This is a genomic window from Enterobacter cloacae complex sp. GYL001 (assembly GCF_049237125.1).
GTDB lineage: Bacteria > Pseudomonadota > Gammaproteobacteria > Enterobacterales > Enterobacteriaceae > Enterobacter > Enterobacter hormaechei_C.
This window is the reverse complement of sequence record NZ_JBMKGW010000004.1, coordinates 301,849-326,446: the sequence shown is the minus strand read 5'-3', so window position 1 is coordinate 326,446 and position 24,598 is coordinate 301,849. Positions and strand designations below refer to the sequence as shown.

Below are 24,598 nucleotides of genomic sequence, written 5' to 3'. Positions count from 1 at the left end.
CAACCCGTTATTTCAGGATTTTTTCTCTTCAACCGACCGGGTTATCTGTGAAGTGATTCACATCCGCCGTGTCGATGGAGGCGCATTATAGGGAGCTGCCGAGGAATGACAAGCGGAAAAATGCATTTTTATTTCAACCGCTCACCTTTTCGCCAAAACGCCTATTTTTGGTGCTTTTTAATCTCTTTTGGCAGTTCTGCCAGACTCGTTATCACCCAGTCGGCTGCATTTTCTGCTTCTGGGGTGACCGGTTTACCGGTACGCACTAATACTTTGGTACCTACACCTGCCGCCGCTGCTGCCTGCATATCTTCCAGTTTATCGCCCACCATATAAGATGCGGCCATATCAATGTGCAGGAATTCCTGTGCAGAGATAAACATGCCCGGGTGTGGCTTACGGCAATCACAGGTCTGACGATACGCCTCTACACTTCCCTGCGGGTGATGCGGACAATAATAGATGCCATCAAGATCGACGCCACGATCGGCCAGAGACCAGTCCATCCATTCCGTCAGCGTCTCGAATTGCGCTTCGGTGAATTTACCCCGGGCGATACCGGACTGGTTAGTCACCACCACCAGCGCATAGCCCATCTCTTTCAACTGGCGCATGGCATCTATTACGCCCTCGATAAACTCGAACTCATCAATCTCATGGACGTAACCGTGATCCACATTAATAGTGCCGTCACGATCGAGAAAAATTGCGGGTACAGATTTTGCCACCGGTTTGCTCCTGAAAAAGTCTTGTTCAGCTAGTATCTCATGAATCGCAGCGCAATAAAGTGCTCATCGCACAGAGGTGGATTGATTTAGACGTCTGGATGCCTTAACATCCATTTTGTTTACGGTCATTCCCCGTATCTGGCAGAAGAAAATGCCACGGCTAACTTACTTACGATAAAAATAATCTAATGATTAAACTTTCCAATATCACCAAAGTGTTCCAGCAGGGGAACCGAACCATTCAGGCGCTGAACAACGTCAGCCTGCATGTGCCTGCTGGTCAGATTTATGGCGTCATTGGCGCATCGGGTGCGGGTAAAAGTACGCTGATCCGTTGTGTTAACCTGCTTGAGCGCCCAACCCAGGGCAGCGTAGAAGTTGGCGGCCAGGAGCTTACCGCTCTCTCAGAAAAAGAACTCACCAAAGCGCGTCGCCAGATTGGCATGATTTTCCAGCACTTTAACCTGCTGGCATCCCGCACCGTGTTCGGCAATGTTGCCCTGCCGCTTGAACTGGATAACACGCCGAAAGAAGAAGTTACGCGTCGCGTCACCGAACTGCTCGACCTTGTTGGTCTGGGCGACAAGCATGATAGCTACCCGGCAAATCTGTCCGGTGGGCAAAAACAGCGTGTGGCCATTGCCCGCGCGCTGGCAAGCAATCCTAAGGTGCTGCTGTGCGATGAAGCCACCAGCGCGTTAGACCCGGCCACTACGCGCTCTATTCTGGAACTGTTAAAAGACATTAACCGTCGCCTGGGCCTGACGATTCTCCTTATTACGCATGAAATGGATGTAGTGAAACGCATCTGCGACTGCGTGGCGGTCATCAGCAACGGTGAGCTGATTGAGCAGGACACGGTGAGTGAAGTCTTCTCGCACCCGAAAACGCCGCTGGCTCAGCAGTTCATTCAGTCCACACTGCATCTGGATATTCCGGAAGATTATCTGGAACGTTTAAAAACAGACGCAACGCCTGACAGCGTCCCGATGCTGCGCATGGAGTTCACGGGCCAGTCCGTTGACGCACCGCTGCTGTCCGAAACCGCGCGTCGCTTTAACGTGAATAACAACATTATTAGCGCGCAGATGGACTACGCCGGTGGCGTGAAGTTCGGCATTATGCTGACGGAAATGCACGGCACACAGGAAGAAACCCAGGCGGCAATTGCCTGGCTGCAAGAACATCACGTAAAAGTAGAGGTACTGGGTTATGTCTGAGCCGATGATGTGGCTACTGGTTCGCGGCGTTTGGGAAACGCTGGCAATGACCTTCGTATCGGGCTTCTTTGGTTTTGTGATTGGGCTGCCGGTCGGCGTGCTGCTGTACGTTACGCGACCGGGTCAAATTATTGAAAACGCGAAGCTGTATCGCACGCTCTCTGCGCTGGTGAACATTTTCCGGTCTATTCCGTTCATTATTCTGCTGGTGTGGATGATTCCGTTTACGCGCGTGATCGTCGGGACGTCGATTGGTTTGCAGGCAGCTATTGTCCCGCTGACCGTAGGCGCGGCACCGTTTATCGCCCGTATGGTGGAAAACGCCCTGCTGGAAATCCCAACCGGCCTGATCGAAGCTTCCCGCGCTATGGGTGCGACGCCAATGCAGATCGTTCGCAAAGTTCTGCTGCCAGAGGCGCTGCCTGGGCTGGTGAACGCAGCAACCATCACGCTTATCACCCTGGTCGGTTATTCCGCAATGGGAGGTGCCGTAGGTGCTGGCGGTTTAGGCCAGATTGGATATCAGTACGGCTATATTGGCTATAACGCTACCGTAATGAATACCGTTCTGGTATTGCTGGTTGTGCTGGTTTACTTAATTCAATTCTCTGGCGATCGTATCGTCCGGGCTGTTACGCATAAATAACGTTACAAACAACACAAACTCGACGAGTTAAGGATATAACATGGCGTTTAAATTTAAGACCTTCGCAGCAGTAGGCGCACTGATTGGCTCGCTGGCACTGGTGGGTTGCGGTCAGGACGAAAAAGATCCAAACCACATCAAAGTAGGCGTTATCGTCGGTGCAGAACAGCAGGTTGCTGAGGCCGCGCAGAAAATCGCTAAAGAGAAATATGGCCTGGACGTTGAACTGGTGACCTTCAACGATTACGTTCTGCCGAACGAAGCGCTGAGCAAAGGCGACATTGACGCTAACGCCTTCCAGCATAAACCGTACCTGGATCAGCAGATCAAAGATCGCGGCTACAAACTGGTTGCTGTCGGTAACACCTTCGTTTACCCGATTGCCGGTTACTCCAAGAAAATTAAATCTCTGGATGAACTCCAGCCGGGTTCACAGGTTGCCGTCCCTAACGACCCAACCAACCTTGGCCGTTCCCTGCTTCTGCTACAGAAAGTGGGCCTGATTAAACTGAAAGAAGGCGTTGGCCTGTTACCGACCGTTCTGGACGTAACCGAAAACCCGAAAAATCTGAAAATTGTTGAGCTGGAAGCACCACAGCTGCCACGTTCTCTGGACGATGCGCAGATCGCCCTGGCCGTGATCAACACCACTTACGCCAGCCAGATCGGCCTGACCCCAGCGAAAGATGGCATCTTCGTTGAAGATAAAGATTCCCCGTACGTCAACCTGATCGTGACTCGCGAAGACAACAAAGACGCGGAGAATGTGAAGAAATTCATACAGGCATATCAGTCTGAAGAAGTGTACCAGGAAGCCAATAAGGTGTTTAACGGCGGCGCGGTTAAAGGCTGGTAATCTCCCGGCAGTGTAATATCATCAAGACGGGCATTTGCCCGTCTTGTCATTTGTGCGGTCAACTGCTTCAATATCTGACGTTTTGATTATCCACTGAGGAATTATTATGCGTGCTTTACCGATCTGTTTTTTAGCACTGATGCTGAGCGGCTGTTCTATGCTAAGCAGATCTCCTGTTGAACCTGTTCAAAGCACTGCAACCCCGCCAAAAGCGGAGCCAGCAAAACCGAAAGCGCCTCGCGCTGCGCCGGTACGTATTATTACCAAAGCCGACGAGCTGGTCGGTAAGCCATTCCGTGAACTGGGCGAAGTGAGCGGCGAATCCTGCCAGGCAACGAATCAGGACTCCCCACCCAATATTCCGACAGCCCGCAAGCGTATGCAAATCAACGCGTCGAAAATGAAAGCCAACGCGGTGCTGCTGCACAGCTGCGAAGTCACCAGCGGCACACCTGGTTGCTATCGCCAGGCGGTATGTATCGGTTCTGCGCTTAACATTACGGCGAAATGAGTTCATTTCAGTTCGAGCAGATAGGCGTTATCCGCTCCCCTTATAAAGAAAAGTTCGCCGTTCCACGTCAGCCGGGTCTGGTCATTAACGGCGGCGGCGAGCTTCATCTTGTCGCGCCGTATAATCAGGCCGATGCAGTGCGCGGGCTTGAGGCGTTCAGCCATTTATGGGTGGTCTTTGTATTTCACCAGACCATGGAAGGCGGCTGGCGTCCTACCGTGCGTCCGCCTCGTCTGGGCGGAAATGCCAGAATGGGTGTCTTTGCCACCCGCTCAACCTTTCGTCCCAACCCCATCGGGATGTCGCTGGTCGAGCTGAAAGGCATACGTTGTCAGAAAGATCAGGTGATCCTGGAGTTAGGTAGCCTTGACCTGGTTGATGGCACGCCGGTCATAGATATTAAGCCTTACCTGCCCTTCGCCGAAGCGCTGCCGGATGCCCGGGCAAGCTATGCTCAGGACGCACCGCAGGCAGATATGGCGGTTCACTTCACGTCTGAAATTACAACGCAAATCAGCGAGCTGGAAAACCGTTATCCTCGCCTGCGTGACTTTATCGTTGAAGTGCTGGCCCAGGACCCCCGTCCCGCCTACCGCAAAGAAGAGGAAGCCGGGAATACGTACGCCGTCTGGCTGCTGGACTTTAACGTGCGCTGGCGCGTGACTGCGGCGGGTTTTGAAGTGTTTGCCCTGGAACCCAGGTAATTTTGTTCTCCTCTCTTTTGGCATCTTTGCCACACTGGTAAACTAAACCACTTTTTTTGTGTCAGGCTGGTGTTTCAGCCTGTTCCAATCGTCGAAATGGAACCGTAACAACATGCGTACTAGCCAATATCTGCTCTCCACTCTGAAGGAGACACCTGCCGACGCCGAGGTGATCAGCCACCAGCTGATGCTGCGCGCCGGGATGATCCGCAAGCTGGCCTCCGGGTTATACACCTGGCTGCCGACCGGCGTGCGCGTCCTGAAAAAAGTCGAAAACATCGTGCGTGAAGAGATGAACAACGCCGGTGCTATCGAGGTGTTAATGCCGGTCGTTCAGCCCTCTGAACTGTGGCAGGAGAGCGGTCGCTGGGAGCAGTACGGTCCTGAACTGCTGCGTATTGCCGATCGTGGCGATCGTCCATTCGTTCTCGGCCCAACGCATGAAGAAGTGATCACCGACCTGATCCGTAACGAGCTGAGCTCTTACAAACAGCTGCCGCTGAACTTCTTCCAGATCCAGACTAAGTTCCGTGACGAAGTGCGTCCACGCTTTGGCGTCATGCGTTCTCGCGAGTTCCTGATGAAAGATGCTTACTCTTTCCATACTTCTCAGGAATCGCTGCAAGAGACCTACGACAAAATGTACGCGGCCTACAGCAAAATCTTCTCCCGCATGGGGCTGGATTTCCGTGCTGTACAGGCTGATACCGGTTCAATCGGCGGTAGCGCCTCCCATGAATTCCAGGTTCTGGCGCAGAGCGGCGAAGACGATGTGATCTTCTCTGACTCCTCTGATTACGCCGCGAACATCGAATTTGCAGAAGCGCTGGCACCAAAAGAACCACGCGGCGCGGCAACGCAAGAGATGACGCTGGTTGATACGCCAAACGCGAAAACTATCGCCGAGCTGGTTGAGCAGTTTACTCTGCCGATCGAAAAAACCGTGAAAACCCTGCTGGTGAAATCGGCTGAAGGTAGCGCTTATCCACTGGTTGCCCTGCTGGTACGAGGCGATCACGAGCTGAACGAAGTGAAAGCCGAGAAGCTGCCGCAGGTTGCCAGCCCGCTGACCTTCGCAACGGAAGCGGAGATCCGCGCCGTGGTGAATGCAGGTCCTGGTTCTCTGGGTCCGGTGAACATGCCTGTTCCGGTGGTCATTGACCGCACCGTTGCGGCGATGAGCGACTTCGCTGCGGGCGCAAACATCGACGGTAAACACTACTTCGGCATCAACTGGGATCGTGACGTGGCGACGCCGGAAGTGGCTGACATCCGTAACGTGGTCGCAGGCGATCCAAGCCCGGACGGCAAGGGTACCCTGATGATCAAACGCGGTATCGAAGTAGGCCACATCTTCCAGCTGGGCGATAAGTACTCGCGCGCAATGAACGCTGCCGTTCAGGGCGAAGATGGCCGTAACCAGGTTCTGACCATGGGCTGCTACGGCATTGGCGTAACGCGCGTTGTTGCTGCCGCTATCGAGCAGAACTATGACGAACGCGGAATCGTCTGGCCGGATAACATCGCGCCGTTCCAGGTGGCGATCCTGCCAATGAACATGCACAAGTCTTACCGCGTGCAGGAGCTGGCTGAGAAACTCTACGCTGAGCTGAGCGCGAAAGGTATCGACGTGCTGATGGATGACCGTAAAGAGCGTCCTGGCGTGATGTTTGCTGACATGGAACTGATCGGTATTCCACACACCATCGTCATTGGCGACCGTAACCTCGACAGCGACGAGATTGAATACAAATACCGTCGCAACGGCGAAAAACAGATGATCAAGACGGGAGATATTCTTGATTACCTGGTGAAAGCCATCAAAGGTTAAGAAACAAAAAACCCCGCCAGTGCGGGGTTTTTTAATGGCTATATCTTATTTGCTTTCGCAGTCTTTCCCCGCAGCAAACTTCGCGTCTTTATCTGCCACCAGCGTTTTCACCAGCTCGCCGCTATCCGGGTTTGGCTCCAGCGTAAAATGCCCTTCAACCGTCAGCAACACTGGCTTACTGTCGTTGCCGCGCGCGACGGCATAGTCTCGCTCCAGCTGGGCATTGTTCGCCACGCTGACTTTCTTCCCGGTTGCACAGTCAGTGAAGATCGCCGCATCCGCCATGTAGAAATACATCCCTCGCATCGCCATTGGGGTGGCTGGCAGGGTCGCTTTCACCGGGGCCAACGTGTAGTTGAACTGGGATTCAATCGGATTGCCTTCGCGATCGAGCATCTCCATCCCCTCGCCTTTGGCGCGGAAGAAGGTTTTATCGCCCGTGGTATCCGTCAATACCAGCTTCTCAGCCGTACGCGCCCATGTTCCGTAAGATGCAAAAGAAGACGGTTCTTTCGCCCCCTGGTAACGCTGGTTCATGACCCAGGTGCCATCTTTTTGCAGGAACAGAGAGGTTTCGATGCCCTCGCAATCTGCACACGGTAATACGCCGCGCCAGCTTTGCTGCATCGGCTTTAATTCTTCATTTTGCGTTGGCTGTAGTACCTGCGTTTCTGAACGGTTATTACAGCCAAAAAGCGCGAACAGGCTTGTCACGGCCAGCGCTGATAATAATGCTTTTTTCACAATACTTTCCTTATGAAAAAGGGTATCCCTTTCGTCACATTATGGGTGACGGACTTTGCCACGCAGTGATTTTACGGTGGATTTCTGCGCCTTCGATGACAACCGACGTTCTTTCGATGCCCGCGTTGGACGTGTTGCCCGGCGACTTTTTTGTACAGCCGTCAGCTCTTTAATGACCGCGACCAGCCGGGCTATTGCCGCTTCCCGGTTTAGCTCCTGGCTGCGATACTCCTGCGCTTTAATCACCATCACACCCTCGCTGGTGATCAGGTGATGGCTGGCGGCAAGCAGGCTTTCTTTATAATACTCTGGCAGGCTGGAGGCCCGAATGTCAAAGCGCAAATGGATAGCCGTTGAGGCCTTGTTAACGTGCTGTCCCCCTGCTCCCTGGGCCCGGATGGCGGTGATCTCCAGCTCGTTATCAGGGATGCTGACGTTTCGGGACAATACAATCATGATGCGGGCTGCCAGGCCGTGAGATGAATTTCCAGATTATTCTGAGAATCGGAAAGCCAGATGGCGCCGTCCTGAATCGTCGCCTGTAGCGCCATCGTCCGGCTGGCGAACGCACTCAGCTGCGCCAGCTGTTCATCATCCAGATACCAGACGGTAAGATTTTTGAACTGCGCACATTTATTTTTATTTTGTTGCCACCAGATCTCCGCCGCTCTCTGGTTGTAGGCAAACAACGCCACTTCAGCAGACTGGGTGCAGGCCTTTTTGATCCGGCGTTCATCCGGCAGGCCAAGCTCAATCCATAAATCGATACCCAGATGATCGTTGCGCAGCCAGGCTTCCGGTTCATCTTCCGCGCTTAAACCACGGGTAAATTGCAGACGCTCGTCGGCATACTTAATCCACGCCAGCAGGCGCAGCATCATGCGCTCCTGGGTTTCAGAAGGGTGACGCGCCAGCGTCAATGACGCATCCAGAAACTGGTTACGGTCAAGATCCGCCACATTGACCACAGCTTTATAAATTGTCGCTTTCAGCGCCATGAGAGAACTCCTTTCGAATCAGGCATACATTGTAGCGAAAACCGCGGCAAAAGGCTGTTACGAGGTGGTGGCGCCCTCTTATCAAGGCGCTGATATTGCTTAAATGAGTATGGTATAGTCACCTTGCTAAACCGAGTTTAACTTCGTAGGCTTAATGATATCTCACAGTAAGTCAGTACGCTGGCAGGAGGTGATGTGAATAATTATTGTGAGTTGATTCGCAGACGGTATGCGGAGATCGCCAGCGGAGATCTGGGGTACATTCCGGATGCGTTGGGCTGTGTATTGAACGTGCTAAATGAAGTGGCCTCTGATGAGAGCCTTTCTGAATCGGTCAGGGAAAAAGCAGCGTATGCTGCGGCGAATTTACTGGTGAGCGATTATGTCGATGAATGATACCTATCAACCCATCAATTGTGATGACTATGACAACCTCGAACTCGCCTGCCAGCATCATTTAATACTGACGCTGGAGCTAAAAGATGGCGAAGTGCTAAAGGCAAAGGCCAGCGATCTGGTTTCCCGTAAAAATGTGGAATACCTGGTTGTGGAAGATGCAGGTGCAACGCGTGAGCTACGCCTCGACAAAATTGCCAGTTTCAGCCATCCGGAAATCGGCACCGTTGTGGTGAGCGAATCCTGATAACCAACGGGCAGCCATGCTGCCCGTTACGCTTTCCATTCAAAATTAACACCCGCTTCAGCCCACCCCTCTTCAGTGATGAACACCTCTGCCGCCGCGATGAGCGTGTCGCCGTAAAACAGAAGCGGCGTGGTATCACGTCGCCAGGGCGGAACGTTCTGTTCCTGCCAGATTTTCTTCAGCTTACGCCCGCCGTTACGCCCGACGATATGCAGCATGCCGCTGGCCCTGAAGCGTATAGTGACGTTCTCGTCCGGCTCAGGTAGACGCACATTGCCCGAATGGCTTAACGCAACGACACCGGCATTCATCGGTAGCGTTAATGCTTTTTCCGGCGACGGCCAGTCGAGCACAGCGTCAGCCAGCGACGGCACAGATTTTACCCACCAGAGTTGCCCTTTATAGCGCCTGACGTTATAACCATTCAGGTGTATACACGGGGCGGCATCTTCCCTCGCCTGTGCAACTTCCTCCCAGATACGGGTGAGCATCGCCCGGGAGGGCATAACCGCACGGTGGTAAGCCAGCCAGCGGCGAATCAGAGCAGCCCGACGCACGGGGCTCATCACCATCAACGGCGCAATGTTCAGGGCACCGTCAGCGGTAGTCAGCGTATCCAGCTCCTCGCTCAGCAACTCATCCAGCAAGCTTTCCTGTTCAGCACACAGCATGGCGCTTCTGGCCGCCGCTTCGGAAAAATGCGCCCAGCGCTCACTCAGCAGCGGTAAGACGCGCAGGCGCAGGAAGTTACGGTCGTAACTGTCGTCCTGATTGCTCTCGTCTTCAATCCAGCACAGATGATGCTGCTGCGCCCAGGCTTCCAGTGATGCGCGCGTCTCACCCAGCAGCGGGCGGATGAGCTCTGTTTCAGCAAAATCTGCGCGCTCAGGCATGGCAGATAACCCCGCAGGCCCGCTGCCCCTCTTGAGCGCCAGTAAAAACGTCTCGCACTGGTCGTCCAGATGCTGCGCGGTGACCAACGCTTCCCCTTGCTGTAATGCGCCGGAAAACGCGGCGTAGCGGGCTTTCCGCGCCTGCGCCTCAATACCCAGCCCCTCATCCTCAAGCGTGACGCGTTCAACGATCAGCGGGATCGCCCACCCTGAACACACCGCTTCGCAGTGCGCTACCCAGTCGTCGGCATGGGGGCTTAAGCCGTGATGGATATGCATCGCCCGCAGCTGGACGTCAGGCTCACGGTCGCGCCAGAGCTTAAGGCGGTGCAGCAAAACGGTGGAATCCAGGCCACCGCTGAACCCCACCAGCAGCTGGCGGTAGGGTGAAACGGCGTGCGCGATAGCGGGTAAGGTCATAGGAAATTACACATAAAAAATGCCCGAACTGAACGGGCATTATCACACATGACGGCGATTACTGCTGGTAAAGCTCCAGCGGCAGGCCGTCCGGATCGTTGAAAAAAGTGAAACGTTTATCGGTAAAGGGATCGACACGAATCGCTTCACAGGCCACGCCGTGGGCTTCCAGATGTTTTACCGCGCTGTCCAGGTCATCGACGCTGAAGGCCAGGTGGCGCAGGCCGCAGGCTTCCGGGCGTGAAGGACGCGCTGGAGGGAAAGGAAAAGAGAACAGTTCAATCACATATTGTCCGTTTAACGCCAGATCGCCTTTCCAGGAGTCGCGCTCCTCACGGTAGGCCTCGCTCAACAGCGTAAAGCCGAGAACGTCGCAGTAGAATGCCTTACTTTTCGCGTAATCGGTGGCAATGATCGCAATATGATGAACCGCTTTTAAACCCAGCATAGTTTCTCCTTTTTATGATGCCCTGAACGTTACAACCGACAACCCGCCCCTGGCAAGCAGACCCTTTTATTTTAGGACTCTCACCCAGTACACGCCGTTATCATCGCGTTTCGCGCCATGAATGTCCGTTTCAAAGCCCGGATAGTGGCGCCCTACCGAACAGAGCATCAGCAGGAAATCGAGCACCGCCCGGCTCTCCTCGGTGATCATTTCACCCGGCATCAGCAGCGGCACGCCCGGCGGATAAGGCAGGATCATGTTGGCCGATACCCGCCCGACCAGGTTTTCCAGCTCAACGGTTTCAACCTCCCCTTTCACCTGGCGCTGCCACGCCCTGTGCGGCGTCAGCTTCATTTCAGGCAGAACATCAAATGCCTGCAACATCAGGCGCGGCAGATCGTGCTGGCGGATCAGCCTGTGGATCCCCTGGGCCAGATCCTGAATACGCATATTGCGATAGAAGTCAGGATCTTCCGCGTAGAGATCCGGCAGCATATTCTTTACCCGCAGGTTCAGATCATATGCACGCTTAAACTCCATCAGTCCGCGCAACAGCCCCATCGCGCGGGTTTTATCTATCCCGATGCTGAACAGGAACAGCAAATTATAGGGGCCGGTTTTCTCCACCACCACGCCGCGCTCATCAAGGAACTTCGCCACCAGTGCAGCCGGGATCCCTTCCTCACCCATCACGCCCTGCTCATCCATGCCCGGCGTCAGGATCGTCACCTTAACCGGATCGAGGAACATGTGGTCCGCATCGGCATCCCGAAAACCGTGCCAGCTCTCCCCCGGCGCGACGGGCCAGCATTCTGCCTCATCAATCTCTTCCGGCTGCCAGATATCAAAGAACCAGCCGTCCGCTTCATCTTTAAGTCGCTGAACCTCTTTTCGGAAATGCAGCGCCCGTTCCACCGAACGATTGATCAGGCGTTTACCCGGATTACCGCGCAGCATCGCCGCCGCCGTTTCGATGGACGCCACCAGCGGGTAGCTCGGCGACGTGGTCGTGTGCATCATAAAGGCTTCGTTGAAGGTGTCCTCGTCGTACTCGCCCTTGATGTGAATAAGAGACGCCTGGGAAAACGCGGCCAGCATTTTGTGCGTCGACTGCGTTTCGAAGAACACCTTGCCCGGCACCCGCTCGCCGCTCATCCCACTTTTACCCGAGTAAATCGGGTGGAAATTGGTGTAAGGCACCCACGCGGAGTCAAAGTGGATCGACGGCACGTCCAACGTCTGCTTGATCCAGTTCGTGTTGTAAAGCAGCCCGTCATAGGTGGAGTTGGTGATCACCGCATGCACAGGCCAGCTTGCCTCGGGGATCGCCGCGATCTTATTTTCAATGGCTTCATGCGCGAATTCACGGCGAGGAATGCCGCCGAGAATACCCAGCGCATTACGCGTAGGCGACAGCCAGAGCGGCACCACGTCGCTCATCATCAGCAAATGCGCCAGTGATTTATGGCAGTTGCGGTCAATCAGCAGCGTACTGCCGGCAGGCGCGGCGTACATCCCGACGATTTTGTTCGAGGTTGAGGTACCGTTGGTCACCATGTAGCTTTGCTCGGCGCCAAAGGTCCGGGCGATGTACTCTTCGGCTTCCAGATGCGGGCCGGTATGATCCAGCAGAGAGCCTAACTCGGTGACCGAAATCGACACATCCGCCTTCAGCGTGTTACCGCCAAAGAAATCGTAGAACAGACATCCCACCGGGCTTTTTTGATAGGCTGTTCCCGCCATGTGGCCTGGCGTACAGAAGGTGTACTTCCCTTCATTCACATAGGTGAACAGCGCGCGCGTGAACGGCGGTGTGATGTTATCGAGGTATTCACCGGTGTACTGCTGAATGCGGGTCGCAATGTCCTCGGCAACGCCGAGTGAGTATTCGAAGAACCACAGCGCCATACGCATATCATGCGCGCTCACGTCCATGGTCGAGTGAGTGTTGATAAACGCGTACAGCGGAAGATATTCGTTGAGCTTATTGATATCGCTGCACAACTCCATGTCGTATTCGTCCCAGTCGAATATCACGCCACAGATGCGCGGATTGTGTTCGATAAATTTCAGCAGGTCGGCGCTGTTTTGCGGCCAGATCAGCTGGTATCCACGTGCTTTAAGGGCTTGCTCCAGCTCCTTGATGGGTTCGTCTTTATAAAAGACGCCGTGTGGCCCCATGATGGCAATGATGTTCATGGTTTACCTCCTTGAAAAACATCAGATAAGCATAGTTAAGGTAAACGGCAGGTATAAAAAAAGCCGCAACAATGTGCGGCTTTTAGGATAATTGTGAGGCTTACGCGTAACCGTAGGTCATCAGACGCTGATAACGACGGTTGAGCAGATCTTCTGTGCTCAGCACGTCCAGGTCCGCCAGATCTGCCAGCAGTTGCGCTTTAAGGGAAGCAGCCATCACTTCCGGCTTACGATGCGCGCCGCCCAGCGGTTCAGGGATAACGGTGTCGATCAGCTTCAGCTCTTTCAGACGTGGGGCAATGATGCCCATCGCTTCAGCAGCCAGCGGCGCTTTATCGGCACTTTTCCACAGAATGGAGGCACAGCCTTCCGGAGAGATAACGGAATAGGTACTGTACTGTAGCATATTCACTTTATCGCCCACGCCAATTGCCAGCGCACCGCCGGACCCACCTTCACCGATAACGGTACAGATGACCGGCACTTTCAGGCGAGACATCTCACGCAGGTTGCGTGCGATGGCTTCAGACTGACCGCGCTCTTCAGCGCCAACACCCGGGTAAGCACCCGGCGTGTCGATGAAGGTGATGATAGGCATATTGAAACGCTCAGCCATCTCCATCAGACGCAGGGCCTTACGGTAGCCTTCTGGCGCTGGCATACCGAAGTTACGACGGATTTTCTCTTTGGTTTCACGGCCTTTCTGATGACCAATAATCATCACCGGACGTCCATCCAGACGCGCGATACCGCCGACGATAGCTTTATCGTCAGCGTATGCGCGGTCGCCTGCCAGTTCGTCAAATTCGTCAAACGCCAGGCGGACATAATCCAGGGTGTACGGACGCTGTGGATGACGCGCCAGCTGGGCGATCTGCCATGCGCCGAGATCGGCAAAGATTTTGCGCGTCAGTTCTACGCTTTTTTCGCGCAGACGATGCACTTCTTCGTCGATGTTAATATCCAGTTTTTCATCCTGACGGCTCACGGCTGTCAGAGAATCGATTTTCGCTTCCAGCTCTGCAATCGGCTGTTCGAAATCAAGGAAATTCAGACTCATAGTATTCCTGTATTAGTCAAACTCCAGTTCCACCTGCTCCGAACCAATGAGGCCACGGAGATCGTTCAGTAAACGATCGCTCGGAGAGACACGCCACGTTGCACCAAAGCGCAACCGCGCACGTGCATCCGCCCTCTGATAGTAGAGATGTACTGGAATGGTCCCCGAGCGGTGGGGTTCCAGAGACTGACGGAGTCGGTTTAAAAGCTGGTCATCAATTTGCCTGTCCGTCAGCGAGATAGCAAGCCCGCGAGCATATTTTTCCCGGGCTTCGTCAATGTCCATCACTTCGCGGGCGGTCATTTTAAGCCCCCCGCTGAAGTCATCAAAGCTGACCTGTCCGCTGACGATAAGTATGCGGTCTTTTTCCAGCAATTGCTGGTATTTATCCAGCGCGTCGGTGAACAACATCACCTCCAGACGCCCGGAACGGTCATCCAGGGTACAGATGCCGATACGATTGCCGCGCTTGGTGACCATTACCCTTGCAGCAATCACGAGCCCCGCAGCCGTGGTGATTTTACCACGTTCTGTCGGATGCATGTCTTTAAGCCTGTGGCCGCCGACATAGCGCTCAATTTCTTTCAGATACTGGTTGATCGGGTGCCCCGTCAGGTACAGGCCTAACGTCTCACGCTCCCCATCCAGCACCACCTGTTCTGGCCAGGGCTGGCAGTTGGAATAAGACTGCTCAATCTGCTCTGGCTCTTCCGCCAGCACGCCGAACATATCTGCCTGGCCAATGGCTTCCGCTTTCGCGTGCTGATCGGCTGCTTTCAGCGCATCGCCGAGCGAGTTCATCAGCGCGGCGCGGTGTGGCCCCAGCCGATCAAACGCGCCGGACATGATCAGTTTTTCCAGCACCCGGCGGTTAAGTTTTTTGGTATCGGTGCGGGCGCACAGATCGAACAGCTCGCGGAAATAGCCGCCGTTGTTACGCGCTTCGATGATCGCCTCGATCGGCCCCTCACCTACGCCCTTGATCGCGCCGATTCCATAGACGATTTCCCCGTCATCGTTAACGTGGAAATGGTACAGGCCAGAGTTAATATCCGGCGGCAGGATCTTCAGCCCCATGCGCCAGCACTCGTCCACCAGGCCAACCACCTTCTCGGTGTTGTCCATATCGGCGGTCATTACCGCCGCCATAAACTCAGCGGGATAGTGAGCCTTCAGCCACAGCGTTTGATACGAAACCAAAGCATAGGCGGCGGAGTGGGATTTGTTAAATCCGTACCCGGCGAATTTCTCCACCAGGTCGAAGATTTTCATCGCCAGTTCGCCATCGACGCCGTTTTTCTTCGCCCCATCCTCAAAGATGGAACGTTGCTTGGCCATCTCTTCCGGCTTTTTCTTACCCATCGCACGACGCAGCATGTCTGCGCCGCCAAGGGTATAACCAGAAAGTACCTGGGCGATCTGCATGACCTGTTCCTGATACAGGATGATGCCATAGGTTGGCTCCAGTACCGGTTTCAGACTTTCATGCTGCCACTGCACGTCCGGGTAGGAAATCTCTTCGCGCCCGTGTTTACGGTCGATAAAGTTATCTACCATCCCCGACTGCAACGGCCCCGGACGGAACAGGGCCACCAGCGCGATCATATCTTCGAAGCAGTCTGGTTGCAGACGTTTAATCAAATCTTTCATGCCGCGGGATTCAAGCTGGAAGACGGCTGTCGTCTCCGAGCGTTGCAGCATGTCGAAACTTTTCTTGTCATCAAGCGGGATAGCCGCGATATCCAGCGGCGGTTCGCCGTTCTTCTCGCGACGGGCGTTGATCATCTCCAGCGCCCAGTTGATGATGGTCAGCGTACGCAGGCCGAGGAAGTCAAACTTCACCAGCCCGGCGTATTCCACGTCGTTCTTGTCGAACTGGGTGACCGGATGCTGGCCCGCTTCGTCGCAGTACAGCGGCGCAAAGTCGGTGATTTTGGTCGGGGCGATAACCACGCCCCCCGCATGCTTACCGGCGTTACGCGTGACGCCTTCCAGCTTGCGCGCCATGTCGATCAGCGCTTTCACCTCTTCGTCGGCTTCGTAGATTTCCGGCAGCTGAGGTTCAGCTTCAAAGGCTTTCGCCAGGGTCATGCCCGGATCGGGCGGCACCAGCTTAGAGATACGATCGACAAAACCGTACGGGTGGCCCAGAACGCGGCCCACATCGCGGATAACCGCTTTCGCGGCCATCGTACCGAAGGTGATGATCTGCGAAACCGCATCACGACCATACATATCGGCCACGTGCTCAATCACCTGGTCGCGTTTTTCCATGCAGAAGTCGACGTCAAAGTCGGGCATGGAGACACGTTCCGGGTTGAGGAAACGTTCGAACAGCAGGTCAAATTCCAGCGGATCGAGATCGGTAATTTTCAGGGCATACGCCACCAGCGAGCCGGCACCAGAACCACGGCCCGGACCTACCGGCACGCCGTTATCCTTCGACCACTGGATGAACTCCATCACGATCAGGAAGTAGCCTGGGAACCCCATCTGGTTGATCACCTGGAGTTCAATATCCAGGCGCTCGTCATATTCAGGACGTTTCTCTTTACGGACCGCTTCATCCGGGAAGAGGAATTCCAGACGCTCTTCCAGACCCTCTTTCGATTTCATGACCAGGAAATCTTCGGTGGTCATGTCTCCCGTCGGGAACTGCGGCAGGAAGTATTCGCCGAGACGCACGGTGACGTTACAGCGCTTGGCAATCTCTACGCTGTTTTCCAGCGCTTCCGGGATGTCCGAGAAGAGCTCACACATCTCCTCTTCGCTGCGCATGTACTGCTGCGATGAGTAGTTGCGCGGGCGTTTTGGATCGTCGAGGGTGAAACCGTCGTGGATAGCGACGCGAATTTCATGCGCGTCAAAATCACCCGCCTCAAGGAAGCGCACATCGTTGGTGGCCACCACAGGCAGGCCACGCGCTTCCGCCAGGGCGACGGCCGCATGCAGGTAGCTCTCTTCATCCGCACGCCCGGTACGGATCAGCTCCAGGTAATAACGATCCGGGAAATACTCTTCGTAGAACGAGACGCACTGATCCACCAGCGCGTTGTTACCGCGCAGCAGACATTTGCCGACATCCCCCATACGGCCACCGGAGATCAGCAGCAGACCTTCGTTCAGCTCCGCCAGCCAGTCGCGGTCAATCCATGGACCCAGTGCGCCGTAACCGCGTTGGTAGGCTTTTGAGATCAGCAGAGTGAGGTTCTGATAGCCCGTGTTATTCATAGCTAACACGGAAATCTGCGTCATCTCATCGCCGAGCAGCTCGCTCTGCACATGAAAATCCGCGCCGACGATGGGCTTTAATCCTGCGCCATGCGCCGTTCCGTAGAACTTCACCAGGCCACACAGGTTGGTAAAATCGGTGATCGCCAGCGCAGGCATGCCAAGCGAGGCCGCCTTTTTTACCAGCGGCCCGGTCTTTGCCAGCCCATCGATCATGGAGTAGTCGCTATGCACCCGCAGGTGTACGAAACGTGGTTCAGCCATCTTCAGATCCCGCGTTACTTAATTGCTTGCGTCTTGATTCAGGACACCAGTCCCAGCGCGCGTTTCACCGGGCCAAAGCTGCGCCGATGATGTTCAGTTGCGCCATGTTCAGCCAGCTTTTCCAGATGGAAAGCCGTTGGATATCCCTTGTGCTGGGCGAAACCATACGCGGGATAAGTGAGGTCCAGCGCGGCCATTTCGGCATCGCGCGTCACTTTGGCAATGATTGACGCCGCACTGATTTCTGCGACGCGGCTATCGCCTTTAACAACAGCCATGGAAGGCATCGGCAGCGCCGGGCAACGGTTACCGTCGATCAGCACATACTCAGGCACAATCTTCAGGCCAGCAACGGCACGCTGCATCGCCAGCATGGTGGCGTGCAGAATGTTCAGATCGTCGATCTCATCCGGCTCTGCGCGCCCGAGACTCCAGGCCAGTGCCTTTTCTTTAATTTCATCGAACAGCGCCAGGCGACGCTTTTCACTCAGTTTTTTCGAGTCGTTCAGGCCAACGATCGGGCGGGCTGGATCGAGGATCACCGCCGCGGTCACAACGGCACCCACTAACGGGCCACGACCGACTTCATCCACACCGGCAACGAGGTGGGTATGGGGATAAATAAATTCCATCATTGTGCTAACTCCAGCACCGCATCGGCCGCCTGCTCATCAGCATTACAGCGGATCAGTTGATGCAGTTCACGGAAGGTATCATGCATCTGGTGGCTGGTTTTACCGTTGGCCAGCAGCGGCAGTAATGCATCAGCCAGTGCCTGCGGCTGGCATTCATCCTGCAAGAGCTCTTTCACCAGCTCGCGACCCGCAAGCAGGTTTGGCAGGGATACGTAATCTGTTTTTACCAGACGTTTTGCCAGCCAGAAGGTAAACGGCTTCATGCGATAACCGACCACCATTGGGCATTTTGCCAGCATGCACTCCAGCGCAGCCGTGCCGGAAGCCAGCAGTGCGGCATCGCTCGCAAACATGGCTTGCCGCCCTTTTCCGTCCAGCAGGCGGACGTGAAGATCCGGGGCGACGTCGGCTTTGATTCGCTCAAACTGCTCGCGGCGTTTGGCATTCACCAGCGGCACGACCACTTCAAGATCGGGGTAAGTCTTGCGAAGAATTTGCGCCGTTTTCAGGAAATCGGCACTGAGCATTTCAACTTCCGCACCCCGGCTCCCTGGCAGCAGCGCCAGACAGTGCACATCATGCGGGATGCCCAGTTCGTCACGCGCCGCGTTTTTATCCGGATCCAGCGGCATGGCATCCGCCATGGTATGACCGATAAAACGGCACGGGACATTAAATCTGTCGTAAAACGCTTTTTCGAAAGGCAGAAAAGCCAGTACCAGATTAGTGGATCGTCCGATTTTGAAAACGCGTTTCTGTCGCCACGCCCACACGGACGGACTGACGTAATGGATAGTTTTGATCCCCTGCTTTTTCAGGTTCCCTTCAAGGGTAATATTGAAATCAGGCGCATCAATGCCGACAAATACATCGGGCTTAAGGTCGGTAAAGCGGCGGGTAAGGTCGGCGCGAATATGCAGCAGGCGACGCAAGCGCCCCAACACCTCGACGATGCCCATCACAGCCAGCTCTTCCATTTCATACCAGGCTTCACAGCCTTCGGCCTGCATCAGCGGCCCAGCCACGCCCACAAAGCGGGCATTGGGTACACGGGCTTTAAGCGCGCGGATAAGACCTGCACCAAGAATATCGCCGGAGGTTTCTCCGGCGACCAGGGCGATGGTAAGCGGACGACTGTCGACCATTAACGAATCAGACCACGGGTTGAACGTTCAAAGAATTCCATGAACGTTTTCACTTCAGGGTGCTTATTCGCCAGCTCGGCAATTTCCGGCTTAGCCTCTTCCAGCGTTTTACCGCTACGGTACAGCAGTTTGTACGCGTTGCGGATGGCAGTAATCGCTTCGCGACTAAAACCACGACGCTTGAGACCTTCGATGTTCACGCCAAACGGCGTGGCATGGTTGCCCTGCGCAATCACAAACGGTGGGACGTCCTGCGCCACACCGGAGCATCCGCCGACCATCACGTGTGCACCAATGATGCAGAACTGATGGACTGCGGTCATGCCGCCAATAATGGCGAAATCATCAACCGATACGTGTCCCGCCAGCGTTGCGTTGTTGGCGAGAATACAGCGGCTACCCACGGTACAGTCGTGCGCAATATGCGCATTAACCATAAACAGGTTGTCGCTGCCCACCTTCGTCAATCCACCGCCTTGCGTTGTACCACGATGAATGGTGACGCTTTCGCGAATGCGGTTACGATCGCCGATTTCCACGCGGGTCGGTTCGCCAGCATACTTGAGATCCTGGTTAACTTCGCCGATGGAGGCGAACTGATAGATCTCATTGTTGCAGCCAATGGTGGTATGACCATTCACGACAACGTGAGATTTCAGTACTGTACCCTCACCAATTTCGACATGGGGTCCAACAATACAAAACGGGCCAATGTGGACGTTGGCACCAATGATGGCACCCGTTTCCACAATGGCGGTAGGATGAATAAAGGCGGATTTATCAATCACGTATCAGGCCTCCCGGCTACGCGCACACATCATTGTCGCTTCGCAAACAACTTTGCCGTCAACCATAGCTACGCCTTTGAAGCGAGTCAGGCCGCGACGCGTTTTTTCAAAAGTGACTTCCATGATCATTTGATCACCAGGCACGACCGGACGCTTGAAGCGCGCTTCATCGATACCCGCGAAGTAATAGAGTTCACCCGGTTCCAGTTTACCTACGCTTTTAAACGCCAGAATACCGGTAGCCTGTGCCATCGCTTCCAGGATCAATACACCCGGGAAGATAGGCTTACCAGGGAAGTGCCCCTGGAAGAACGGCTCGTTAACGGAGACATTTTTCACTGCGCGCAGAAAACGACCTTCTTCAAAATCCAGCACACGGTCTACCAGTAAAAACGGATAGCGGTGCGGCAGAAGTTCTAAAATCTCTTCAATATGCAGAGTATGAGTGTCAGTAGTCAAAATACTCTTCCTGTCAAATGTACTAAGTAGCAATAATAACACGGCCTGCCGGTTTATAAACAAAGCCGACAGGCCGGGAAATTTAGCGTTAAACGGATGAACGCTTAGTCTTGTTGATCGATTTTGCGCTCAATCGCTTTGAGTCGCTTGCTCATATCATCAATATTCATCACCAGTGCAGCTGTTTTACGCCAGACCTTGTTCGGTTGCAGCGGAATACCTGAGGAATAAACGCCAGGCTCAGTGATTGGACGCATCACCATACCCATCCCCGTCACCGTGACTTTGTCGCATATTTCCATATGGCCATTGATCACGCTGGCACCGCCAATCATGCAGTAACGGCCAATTTTCAGGCTGCCTGCCATGATAACACCACCCGCAACTGCGGTATTGTCGCCAATCACAACGTTATGTGCAATCTGGCACTGGTTGTCTATGATAACACCGTTACCAATAATGGTGTCGTCAAGCGCACCGCGGTCGATAGTTGTACAAGCGCCGATCTCCACACGATCGCCGATAATCACGCGACCCAGCTGAGGGATCTTAACCCAGTTACCCCGATCGTTGGCGTAACCAAATCCGTCAGAACCAATCACCGTGCTGGACTGAACGAGACAATTCTCGCCAATCTCAACCTCATGGTAGACAGAGACATTGGCCCACAGACGAGACCCTGCGCCAATTTTCGTATTTTTTCCAACAAAGCAGCCAGGGCCAATCACCACGTTATCACCCAAAACAACGCCGGATTCGATAACGGCGTTTGCGCCGACTGATACGTTGTTACCCAGCTGAGCCGTCGGATCAATCGCAGCACTGGCTGCAATGTTCTGTGCCGGCTGCGGCGTGGTATCAAGAATTTGGGCCATGCGCGCATAGGTCAGGTAGGGATTTTTCACTACCAGTGCAGCGCTAGTGGCAAACGGAAGATCGTCCTGCGTCAGCACAACGGCAGACGCCTGGCACTGGGCCAGGTGTTCACGGTACTTAGGGCTTACCATGAAGGTAATAGTGCCTGCTTTAGCAGATTGCATGGACGCAACAGCGGTGATGACGATATCGCCATCACCGTGTAATTCTGCATCCAACTGCTGAGCTAAATCAGCCAGTCGAATTGAAGGCATTACTTATTTAACCTGTTTCAGAACATCAGCGGTGATGTCTTTAACATCGCTGCTGTTGAATGCAACGGCGTTCGCATCAACAACCAGATCGATGCTCTGATCGGCTGCTACTGCTTTAACGGCAGACTGAATACGCGTCACCAGTTTGCCACGCTCTTCGTTAGAACGACGCTGACGATCCTGCTCGAAAGCCTGTGCTTTCTGAGAGAAGGTCTGGCGCTGAGACATGACGTCTTTTTCCAGTTTGCTGCGCTCGCTCGCTTTCATGGTGGAACCATCACGCTGAAGACGCTGCATCTTGGACTGAAGATCACCTTCCATACGTTGCAGTTCGCTCGCACGGCCTTTGAATTCGTTTTCCAGCGTTGCAGAAACACCGGTTTTCTGTGCAACCTGCTGGAACAAATTACCCATGTTGACGATTGCAATTTTATCCGCTGCCTGAGCAGAAGTTGCCATCGCTAAACCGAGACCTGCAGCTAATAACCACTTTTTCACAATTAACTCCTTACCATCCCATTGGCACCCGAGGGGTACCGTTCTTTGCGTGGCAAGGCGACCGTGTTACCGATCGCCGGTTGTCAGCGCTACACTGCCAACGCATTCCATTGCAGCGGATTATTACCAGGTTTTACCAATGTTAAACTGGAACTGCTCCGCTTTGTCTCCATCGTATTTCTTAAACGGCTGGGCGTAAGAGAAGACCAACGGCCCCAGCGGTGACATCCATTGTAATGCGATACCTGCGGACATGCGAATGTTGCTCGGATCGCTGTAGTCCGGAACCCCCGCCGCACGCATCTGGGCGGTGTTCTCCCAGTTGGTGTCCCACACCGTACCTGCATCCATAAAGAAGGAGGTACGCACGGAGTTCGCATACTTATCACTGATAAACGGCGTAGGCGTGATGAACTCGAGGCTCGCCACGGCCATAGCGTTACCACCTACTGCGTCATCAGAGCTACATACTTGCTTAGGATCACGGCTTGCGCAGTTATCTTCGTCATTACCGCCGTAATAAACCGCTTTCGGACCAATGTTATTGGACTGGAAGCCACGCACGGTGCTTGAACCACCGGCGTAGAAGTTTTCATAGAACGGCAGTTCTTTGCTTCCAATACCGTCACCATAACCCCAACGGGTACGACCCAGAACAACCCACTTGTGATCTTCATCAATTGGGAAGTAGGACGCCGTATCCAGCGTGACCTTGTAGAACTCGTTATCCGAGCCCGGGATAGTCACTTTACCGTTCAGGTTGACGCGTGAACCTTCCGTCGGGAAGTAGCCACGGTCAAGACGGTTGTAGGTCCAACCGTAGTTGAAGGTGAAGTCATCCGCGGCGAAACCGTTATCATCGCTGGACGTACTCGCCGACTGACCGATGGAGTCCAGGTAACGCCACATCGCCACCTGCGGTTGCATGTTGGACAGGTCGTTATGCACGTACCCTAAACCTGCGCGCAAGGTGTTGTATTCGTTAACCGGGAAGCCGAGCGTACCATCCAGACCGTAACTCTTGTTGGTATACGAGGAGAGGTCCGCGTCGTCCGCTTTAAAGTCGTTATAGAAGATACGACCGCCCAGGCTTACACCGTCAACGGTGAAGTATGGGTTGGTAACGGAGAACTCAGAGTAGGTCTGGTAGTCGTTTTTCGTCCCGTTGATACCGACAGAGTAGCCCGTACCCAGCCAGTTATCCTGCTGAACACCGACCTGGAAGCTCACGCCACTTTCAGTACCGTAACCAATACCGAAGTTGAAGCTACCGGTATTACGTTCTTTAACTTTATAAACAACATCAACCTGATCCGGACGACCTGGTACACGCTGAGTATCGGTATCGACCGTTTCGAAGTAGCCCAGACGGTTCAGACGCTCTTTACCCTGATCTACCAGATCGCTTCCCAGCCATGCCCCTTCCATCTGGCGCATTTCACGGCGCAGAACGGAGTCTTTAGAGGTATCGTTACCTTCGAAGCGGATCTTACGCACGTAGAAGCGGTTGCCCGCATCAACGTTAACGTGCAGCTTAACGGTTTTATCCGTGTCGTTAATTTCCGGCTGCGTTTGCACACGCGGATACGCATAACCATAACGGCCGAGCAGCTTCTTAATGCTGTCTTCCATTTTGGTGACTTTAGATCCGCTGTACAGATCGCCCGGCTGAATTTTGGTCAGAGATTCAATTTCAGCTGAATGTCCTGCCAGGTTGCCGCTGACTTCAACACCCGAAAGCGTGTACTTATCGCCTTCTGTGATGTTAACGGTAATGTAGATACCTTTCTTGTCCGGAGTCAGACTCACCTGAGTTGAATCGATGTTGAAACGGGCGTAACCGCGATCCAGATAGTAGCTGCGCAGGGTTTCAAGGTCACCCGCCAGTTTCTGTTTCTGGTATTTACGATCGCCTACCACGTTCCACCACGGCACTTCGTCACGCAGCTGGAAGTTGGAGATCAGTTCGTCGGTGCTGAACGCGTGGTTACCCACGATGTTGATCTGCTGGATCTTCGCAGAAACACCTTCCTGGAAGACCAGTTTCAGGTCAACACGGTTACGTGGCAGCGGTGTAACAACCGCTTTAACGCTCGCGCTGTATTTACCGACGCTGTAGTAGAAATCTTCCAGACCTTTTTCAATGTCTGCAAGGGTTGTGCGGTCCAGAGATTCCCCCACACGAACACCCGATGCCTCAAGGTTCTGCTTGAGCATGTCGTCTTTCACCGATTTGTTACCGGAGAAAGTGATGCTGGCAATCGTTGGACGTTCTTTTACCTGAACCACCAGCGTATCACCATCGCGCAGGACGCGGACATCCTCAAAGTTGCCAGTGGCAAACAGAGCACGGATGGTGTTACTGATATCTTCATCATTAACCGTATCGCCGGGGCGCACAGGCATACTGAGGAGGGCCGCACCAACGGCGACACGCTGAAGGCCTTCGAAATGAATATCTTTCACTACGAACCCGTCAGCACCGTATACGGTCGCGCTGCTAAACAGCAGCGACGCTATGAGCAACTTTTTCATCGCCATCGTTAT

Annotated in this window: 24 protein-coding genes; 8 read left to right on the top strand and 16 right to left on the bottom strand. The window is 54.2% G+C overall.

Annotated features, from left to right (window positions below):
* Positions 1-161: 161 nt before the first annotated feature.
* Positions 162-728 carry a D-glycero-beta-D-manno-heptose 1,7-bisphosphate 7-phosphatase gene (gmhB, locus tag ACOTWU_RS11225; protein ID WP_017383733.1) on the bottom strand — a complete coding sequence of 189 codons (567 nt, stop codon included), beginning with the start codon at positions 726-728 and terminating at the stop codon, positions 162-164.
* Positions 729-916: 188 nt separating this feature from the next.
* Here gmhB and metN point away from each other — a divergent pair, with 188 nt between their 5' ends.
* The 6 genes from metN (at position 917) to proS (ending at position 6,496) form a co-directional block, all read left to right on the top strand.
* On the top strand, positions 917-1,948 hold the full coding sequence (gene metN / locus ACOTWU_RS11220) for a methionine ABC transporter ATP-binding protein MetN (protein WP_006810022.1): 1,032 nt from the start codon (positions 917-919) through the stop codon (positions 1,946-1,948).
* The gene (locus ACOTWU_RS11215) at positions 1,941-2,594 is read left to right on the top strand and encodes a methionine ABC transporter permease MetI (protein ID WP_003856130.1); all 654 of its coding nucleotides are present in this window, start codon (positions 1,941-1,943) and stop codon (positions 2,592-2,594) included. Before metN ends, ACOTWU_RS11215 begins: the two co-directional genes overlap by 8 nt.
* Before the next feature lie 40 nt (positions 2,595-2,634).
* Positions 2,635-3,450: a methionine ABC transporter substrate-binding lipoprotein MetQ gene (gene metQ, locus ACOTWU_RS11210; RefSeq protein WP_003856132.1), complete on the top strand. Its 816-nt coding sequence runs from the start codon at positions 2,635-2,637 to the stop codon at positions 3,448-3,450.
* 106 nt (positions 3,451-3,556) lie between these two features.
* Positions 3,557-3,961 carry an Rcs stress response system protein RcsF gene (rcsF, locus tag ACOTWU_RS11205; RefSeq protein ID WP_015572735.1) on the top strand — a complete coding sequence of 135 codons (405 nt, stop codon included), beginning with the start codon at positions 3,557-3,559 and terminating at the stop codon, positions 3,959-3,961.
* Positions 3,958-4,665 carry a tRNA (N6-threonylcarbamoyladenosine(37)-N6)-methyltransferase TrmO gene (gene tsaA / locus ACOTWU_RS11200; RefSeq protein ID WP_252049379.1) on the top strand — a complete coding sequence of 236 codons (708 nt, stop codon included), beginning with the start codon at positions 3,958-3,960 and terminating at the stop codon, positions 4,663-4,665. The genes rcsF and tsaA overlap by 4 nt, the downstream gene beginning before the upstream one ends.
* 112 nt (positions 4,666-4,777) lie before the next feature.
* Positions 4,778-6,496, top strand: a complete 1,719-nt coding sequence (proS, locus tag ACOTWU_RS11195) for a proline--tRNA ligase (RefSeq protein WP_003856138.1) — start codon at positions 4,778-4,780, stop codon at positions 6,494-6,496.
* 45 nt (positions 6,497-6,541) lie between these two features.
* On the opposite strand, the gene nlpE is transcribed toward proS, so the two are convergent.
* The 3 genes from nlpE to ACOTWU_RS11180 are packed head-to-tail and all read right to left on the bottom strand — an operon-like array spanning position 6,542 to position 8,238.
* Positions 6,542-7,240 carry an envelope stress response activation lipoprotein NlpE gene (gene nlpE, locus ACOTWU_RS11190; protein WP_017383734.1) on the bottom strand — a complete coding sequence of 233 codons (699 nt, stop codon included), beginning with the start codon at positions 7,238-7,240 and terminating at the stop codon, positions 6,542-6,544.
* 39 nt (positions 7,241-7,279) lie between these two features.
* Positions 7,280-7,696, bottom strand: coding sequence for an alternative ribosome rescue aminoacyl-tRNA hydrolase ArfB (gene arfB / locus ACOTWU_RS11185; protein ID WP_006810027.1), 417 nt, complete (start codon positions 7,694-7,696; stop codon positions 7,280-7,282).
* Positions 7,693-8,238 (bottom strand): YaeQ family protein, encoded by a 546-nt coding sequence (locus tag ACOTWU_RS11180; RefSeq protein WP_003856144.1) that lies wholly within the window; start codon positions 8,236-8,238, stop codon positions 7,693-7,695. The genes arfB and ACOTWU_RS11180 overlap by 4 nt, the downstream gene beginning before the upstream one ends.
* Before the next feature lie 195 nt (positions 8,239-8,433).
* Here ACOTWU_RS11180 and ACOTWU_RS11175 point away from each other — a divergent pair, with 195 nt between their 5' ends.
* Complete coding sequence (locus ACOTWU_RS11175) at positions 8,434-8,634, top strand: YaeP family protein (protein WP_003856146.1); 201 nt, start codon at positions 8,434-8,436, stop codon at positions 8,632-8,634.
* Positions 8,621-8,881, top strand: coding sequence for a Rho-binding antiterminator (rof, locus tag ACOTWU_RS11170; protein WP_003856148.1), 261 nt, complete (start codon positions 8,621-8,623; stop codon positions 8,879-8,881). The genes ACOTWU_RS11175 and rof overlap by 14 nt, the downstream gene beginning before the upstream one ends.
* Positions 8,882-8,907: 26 nt before the next feature.
* On the opposite strand, the gene tilS is transcribed toward rof, so the two are convergent.
* The 12 genes from tilS to bamA form a co-directional block, all read right to left on the bottom strand.
* Positions 8,908-10,194, bottom strand: coding sequence for a tRNA lysidine(34) synthetase TilS (gene tilS, locus ACOTWU_RS11165; protein WP_045337988.1), 1,287 nt, complete (start codon positions 10,192-10,194; stop codon positions 8,908-8,910).
* A gap of 58 nt (positions 10,195-10,252) precedes the next feature.
* Positions 10,253-10,642, bottom strand: a complete 390-nt coding sequence (locus ACOTWU_RS11160; RefSeq protein WP_003856151.1) for a VOC family protein — start codon at positions 10,640-10,642, stop codon at positions 10,253-10,255.
* Positions 10,643-10,708: 66 nt separating this feature from the next.
* Complete coding sequence (locus ACOTWU_RS11155) at positions 10,709-12,841, bottom strand: lysine decarboxylase LdcC (RefSeq protein ID WP_015572729.1); 2,133 nt, start codon at positions 12,839-12,841, stop codon at positions 10,709-10,711.
* Positions 12,842-12,941: 100 nt separating this feature from the next.
* Positions 12,942-13,901, bottom strand: a complete 960-nt coding sequence (gene accA / locus ACOTWU_RS11150) for an acetyl-CoA carboxylase carboxyl transferase subunit alpha (protein ID WP_003856154.1) — start codon at positions 13,899-13,901, stop codon at positions 12,942-12,944.
* A 12-nt stretch (positions 13,902-13,913) separates the two neighbouring features.
* Positions 13,914-17,396: a DNA polymerase III subunit alpha gene (gene dnaE / locus ACOTWU_RS11145; protein ID WP_017383737.1), complete on the bottom strand. Its 3,483-nt coding sequence runs from the start codon at positions 17,394-17,396 to the stop codon at positions 13,914-13,916.
* A 38-nt stretch (positions 17,397-17,434) separates the two neighbouring features.
* On the bottom strand, positions 17,435-18,031 hold the full coding sequence (gene rnhB, locus ACOTWU_RS11140; RefSeq protein ID WP_015572727.1) for a ribonuclease HII: 597 nt from the start codon (positions 18,029-18,031) through the stop codon (positions 17,435-17,437).
* A complete protein-coding gene (gene lpxB / locus ACOTWU_RS11135; RefSeq protein WP_003856161.1) occupies positions 18,028-19,176 on the bottom strand; it encodes a lipid-A-disaccharide synthase in 1,149 nt (382 codons plus the stop codon). Before lpxB ends, rnhB begins: the two co-directional genes overlap by 4 nt.
* Positions 19,176-19,964 carry an acyl-ACP--UDP-N-acetylglucosamine O-acyltransferase gene (lpxA, locus tag ACOTWU_RS11130; RefSeq protein ID WP_003856164.1) on the bottom strand — a complete coding sequence of 263 codons (789 nt, stop codon included), beginning with the start codon at positions 19,962-19,964 and terminating at the stop codon, positions 19,176-19,178. Before lpxA ends, lpxB begins: the two co-directional genes overlap by 1 nt.
* A 3-nt stretch (positions 19,965-19,967) precedes the next feature.
* Positions 19,968-20,423 (bottom strand): 3-hydroxyacyl-ACP dehydratase FabZ, encoded by a 456-nt coding sequence (gene fabZ, locus ACOTWU_RS11125; RefSeq protein WP_003856165.1) that lies wholly within the window; start codon positions 20,421-20,423, stop codon positions 19,968-19,970.
* 104 nt (positions 20,424-20,527) lie between these two features.
* Complete coding sequence (lpxD, locus tag ACOTWU_RS11120) at positions 20,528-21,553, bottom strand: UDP-3-O-(3-hydroxymyristoyl)glucosamine N-acyltransferase (RefSeq protein WP_015572726.1); 1,026 nt, start codon at positions 21,551-21,553, stop codon at positions 20,528-20,530.
* 3 nt (positions 21,554-21,556) lie between these two features.
* Positions 21,557-22,051: a molecular chaperone Skp gene (gene skp, locus ACOTWU_RS11115; protein WP_006810039.1), complete on the bottom strand. Its 495-nt coding sequence runs from the start codon at positions 22,049-22,051 to the stop codon at positions 21,557-21,559.
* A gap of 123 nt (positions 22,052-22,174) precedes the next feature.
* On the bottom strand, positions 22,175-24,592 hold the full coding sequence (gene bamA / locus ACOTWU_RS11110; protein WP_003856172.1) for an outer membrane protein assembly factor BamA: 2,418 nt from the start codon (positions 24,590-24,592) through the stop codon (positions 22,175-22,177).
* Positions 24,593-24,598 lie beyond the last annotated feature (6 nt).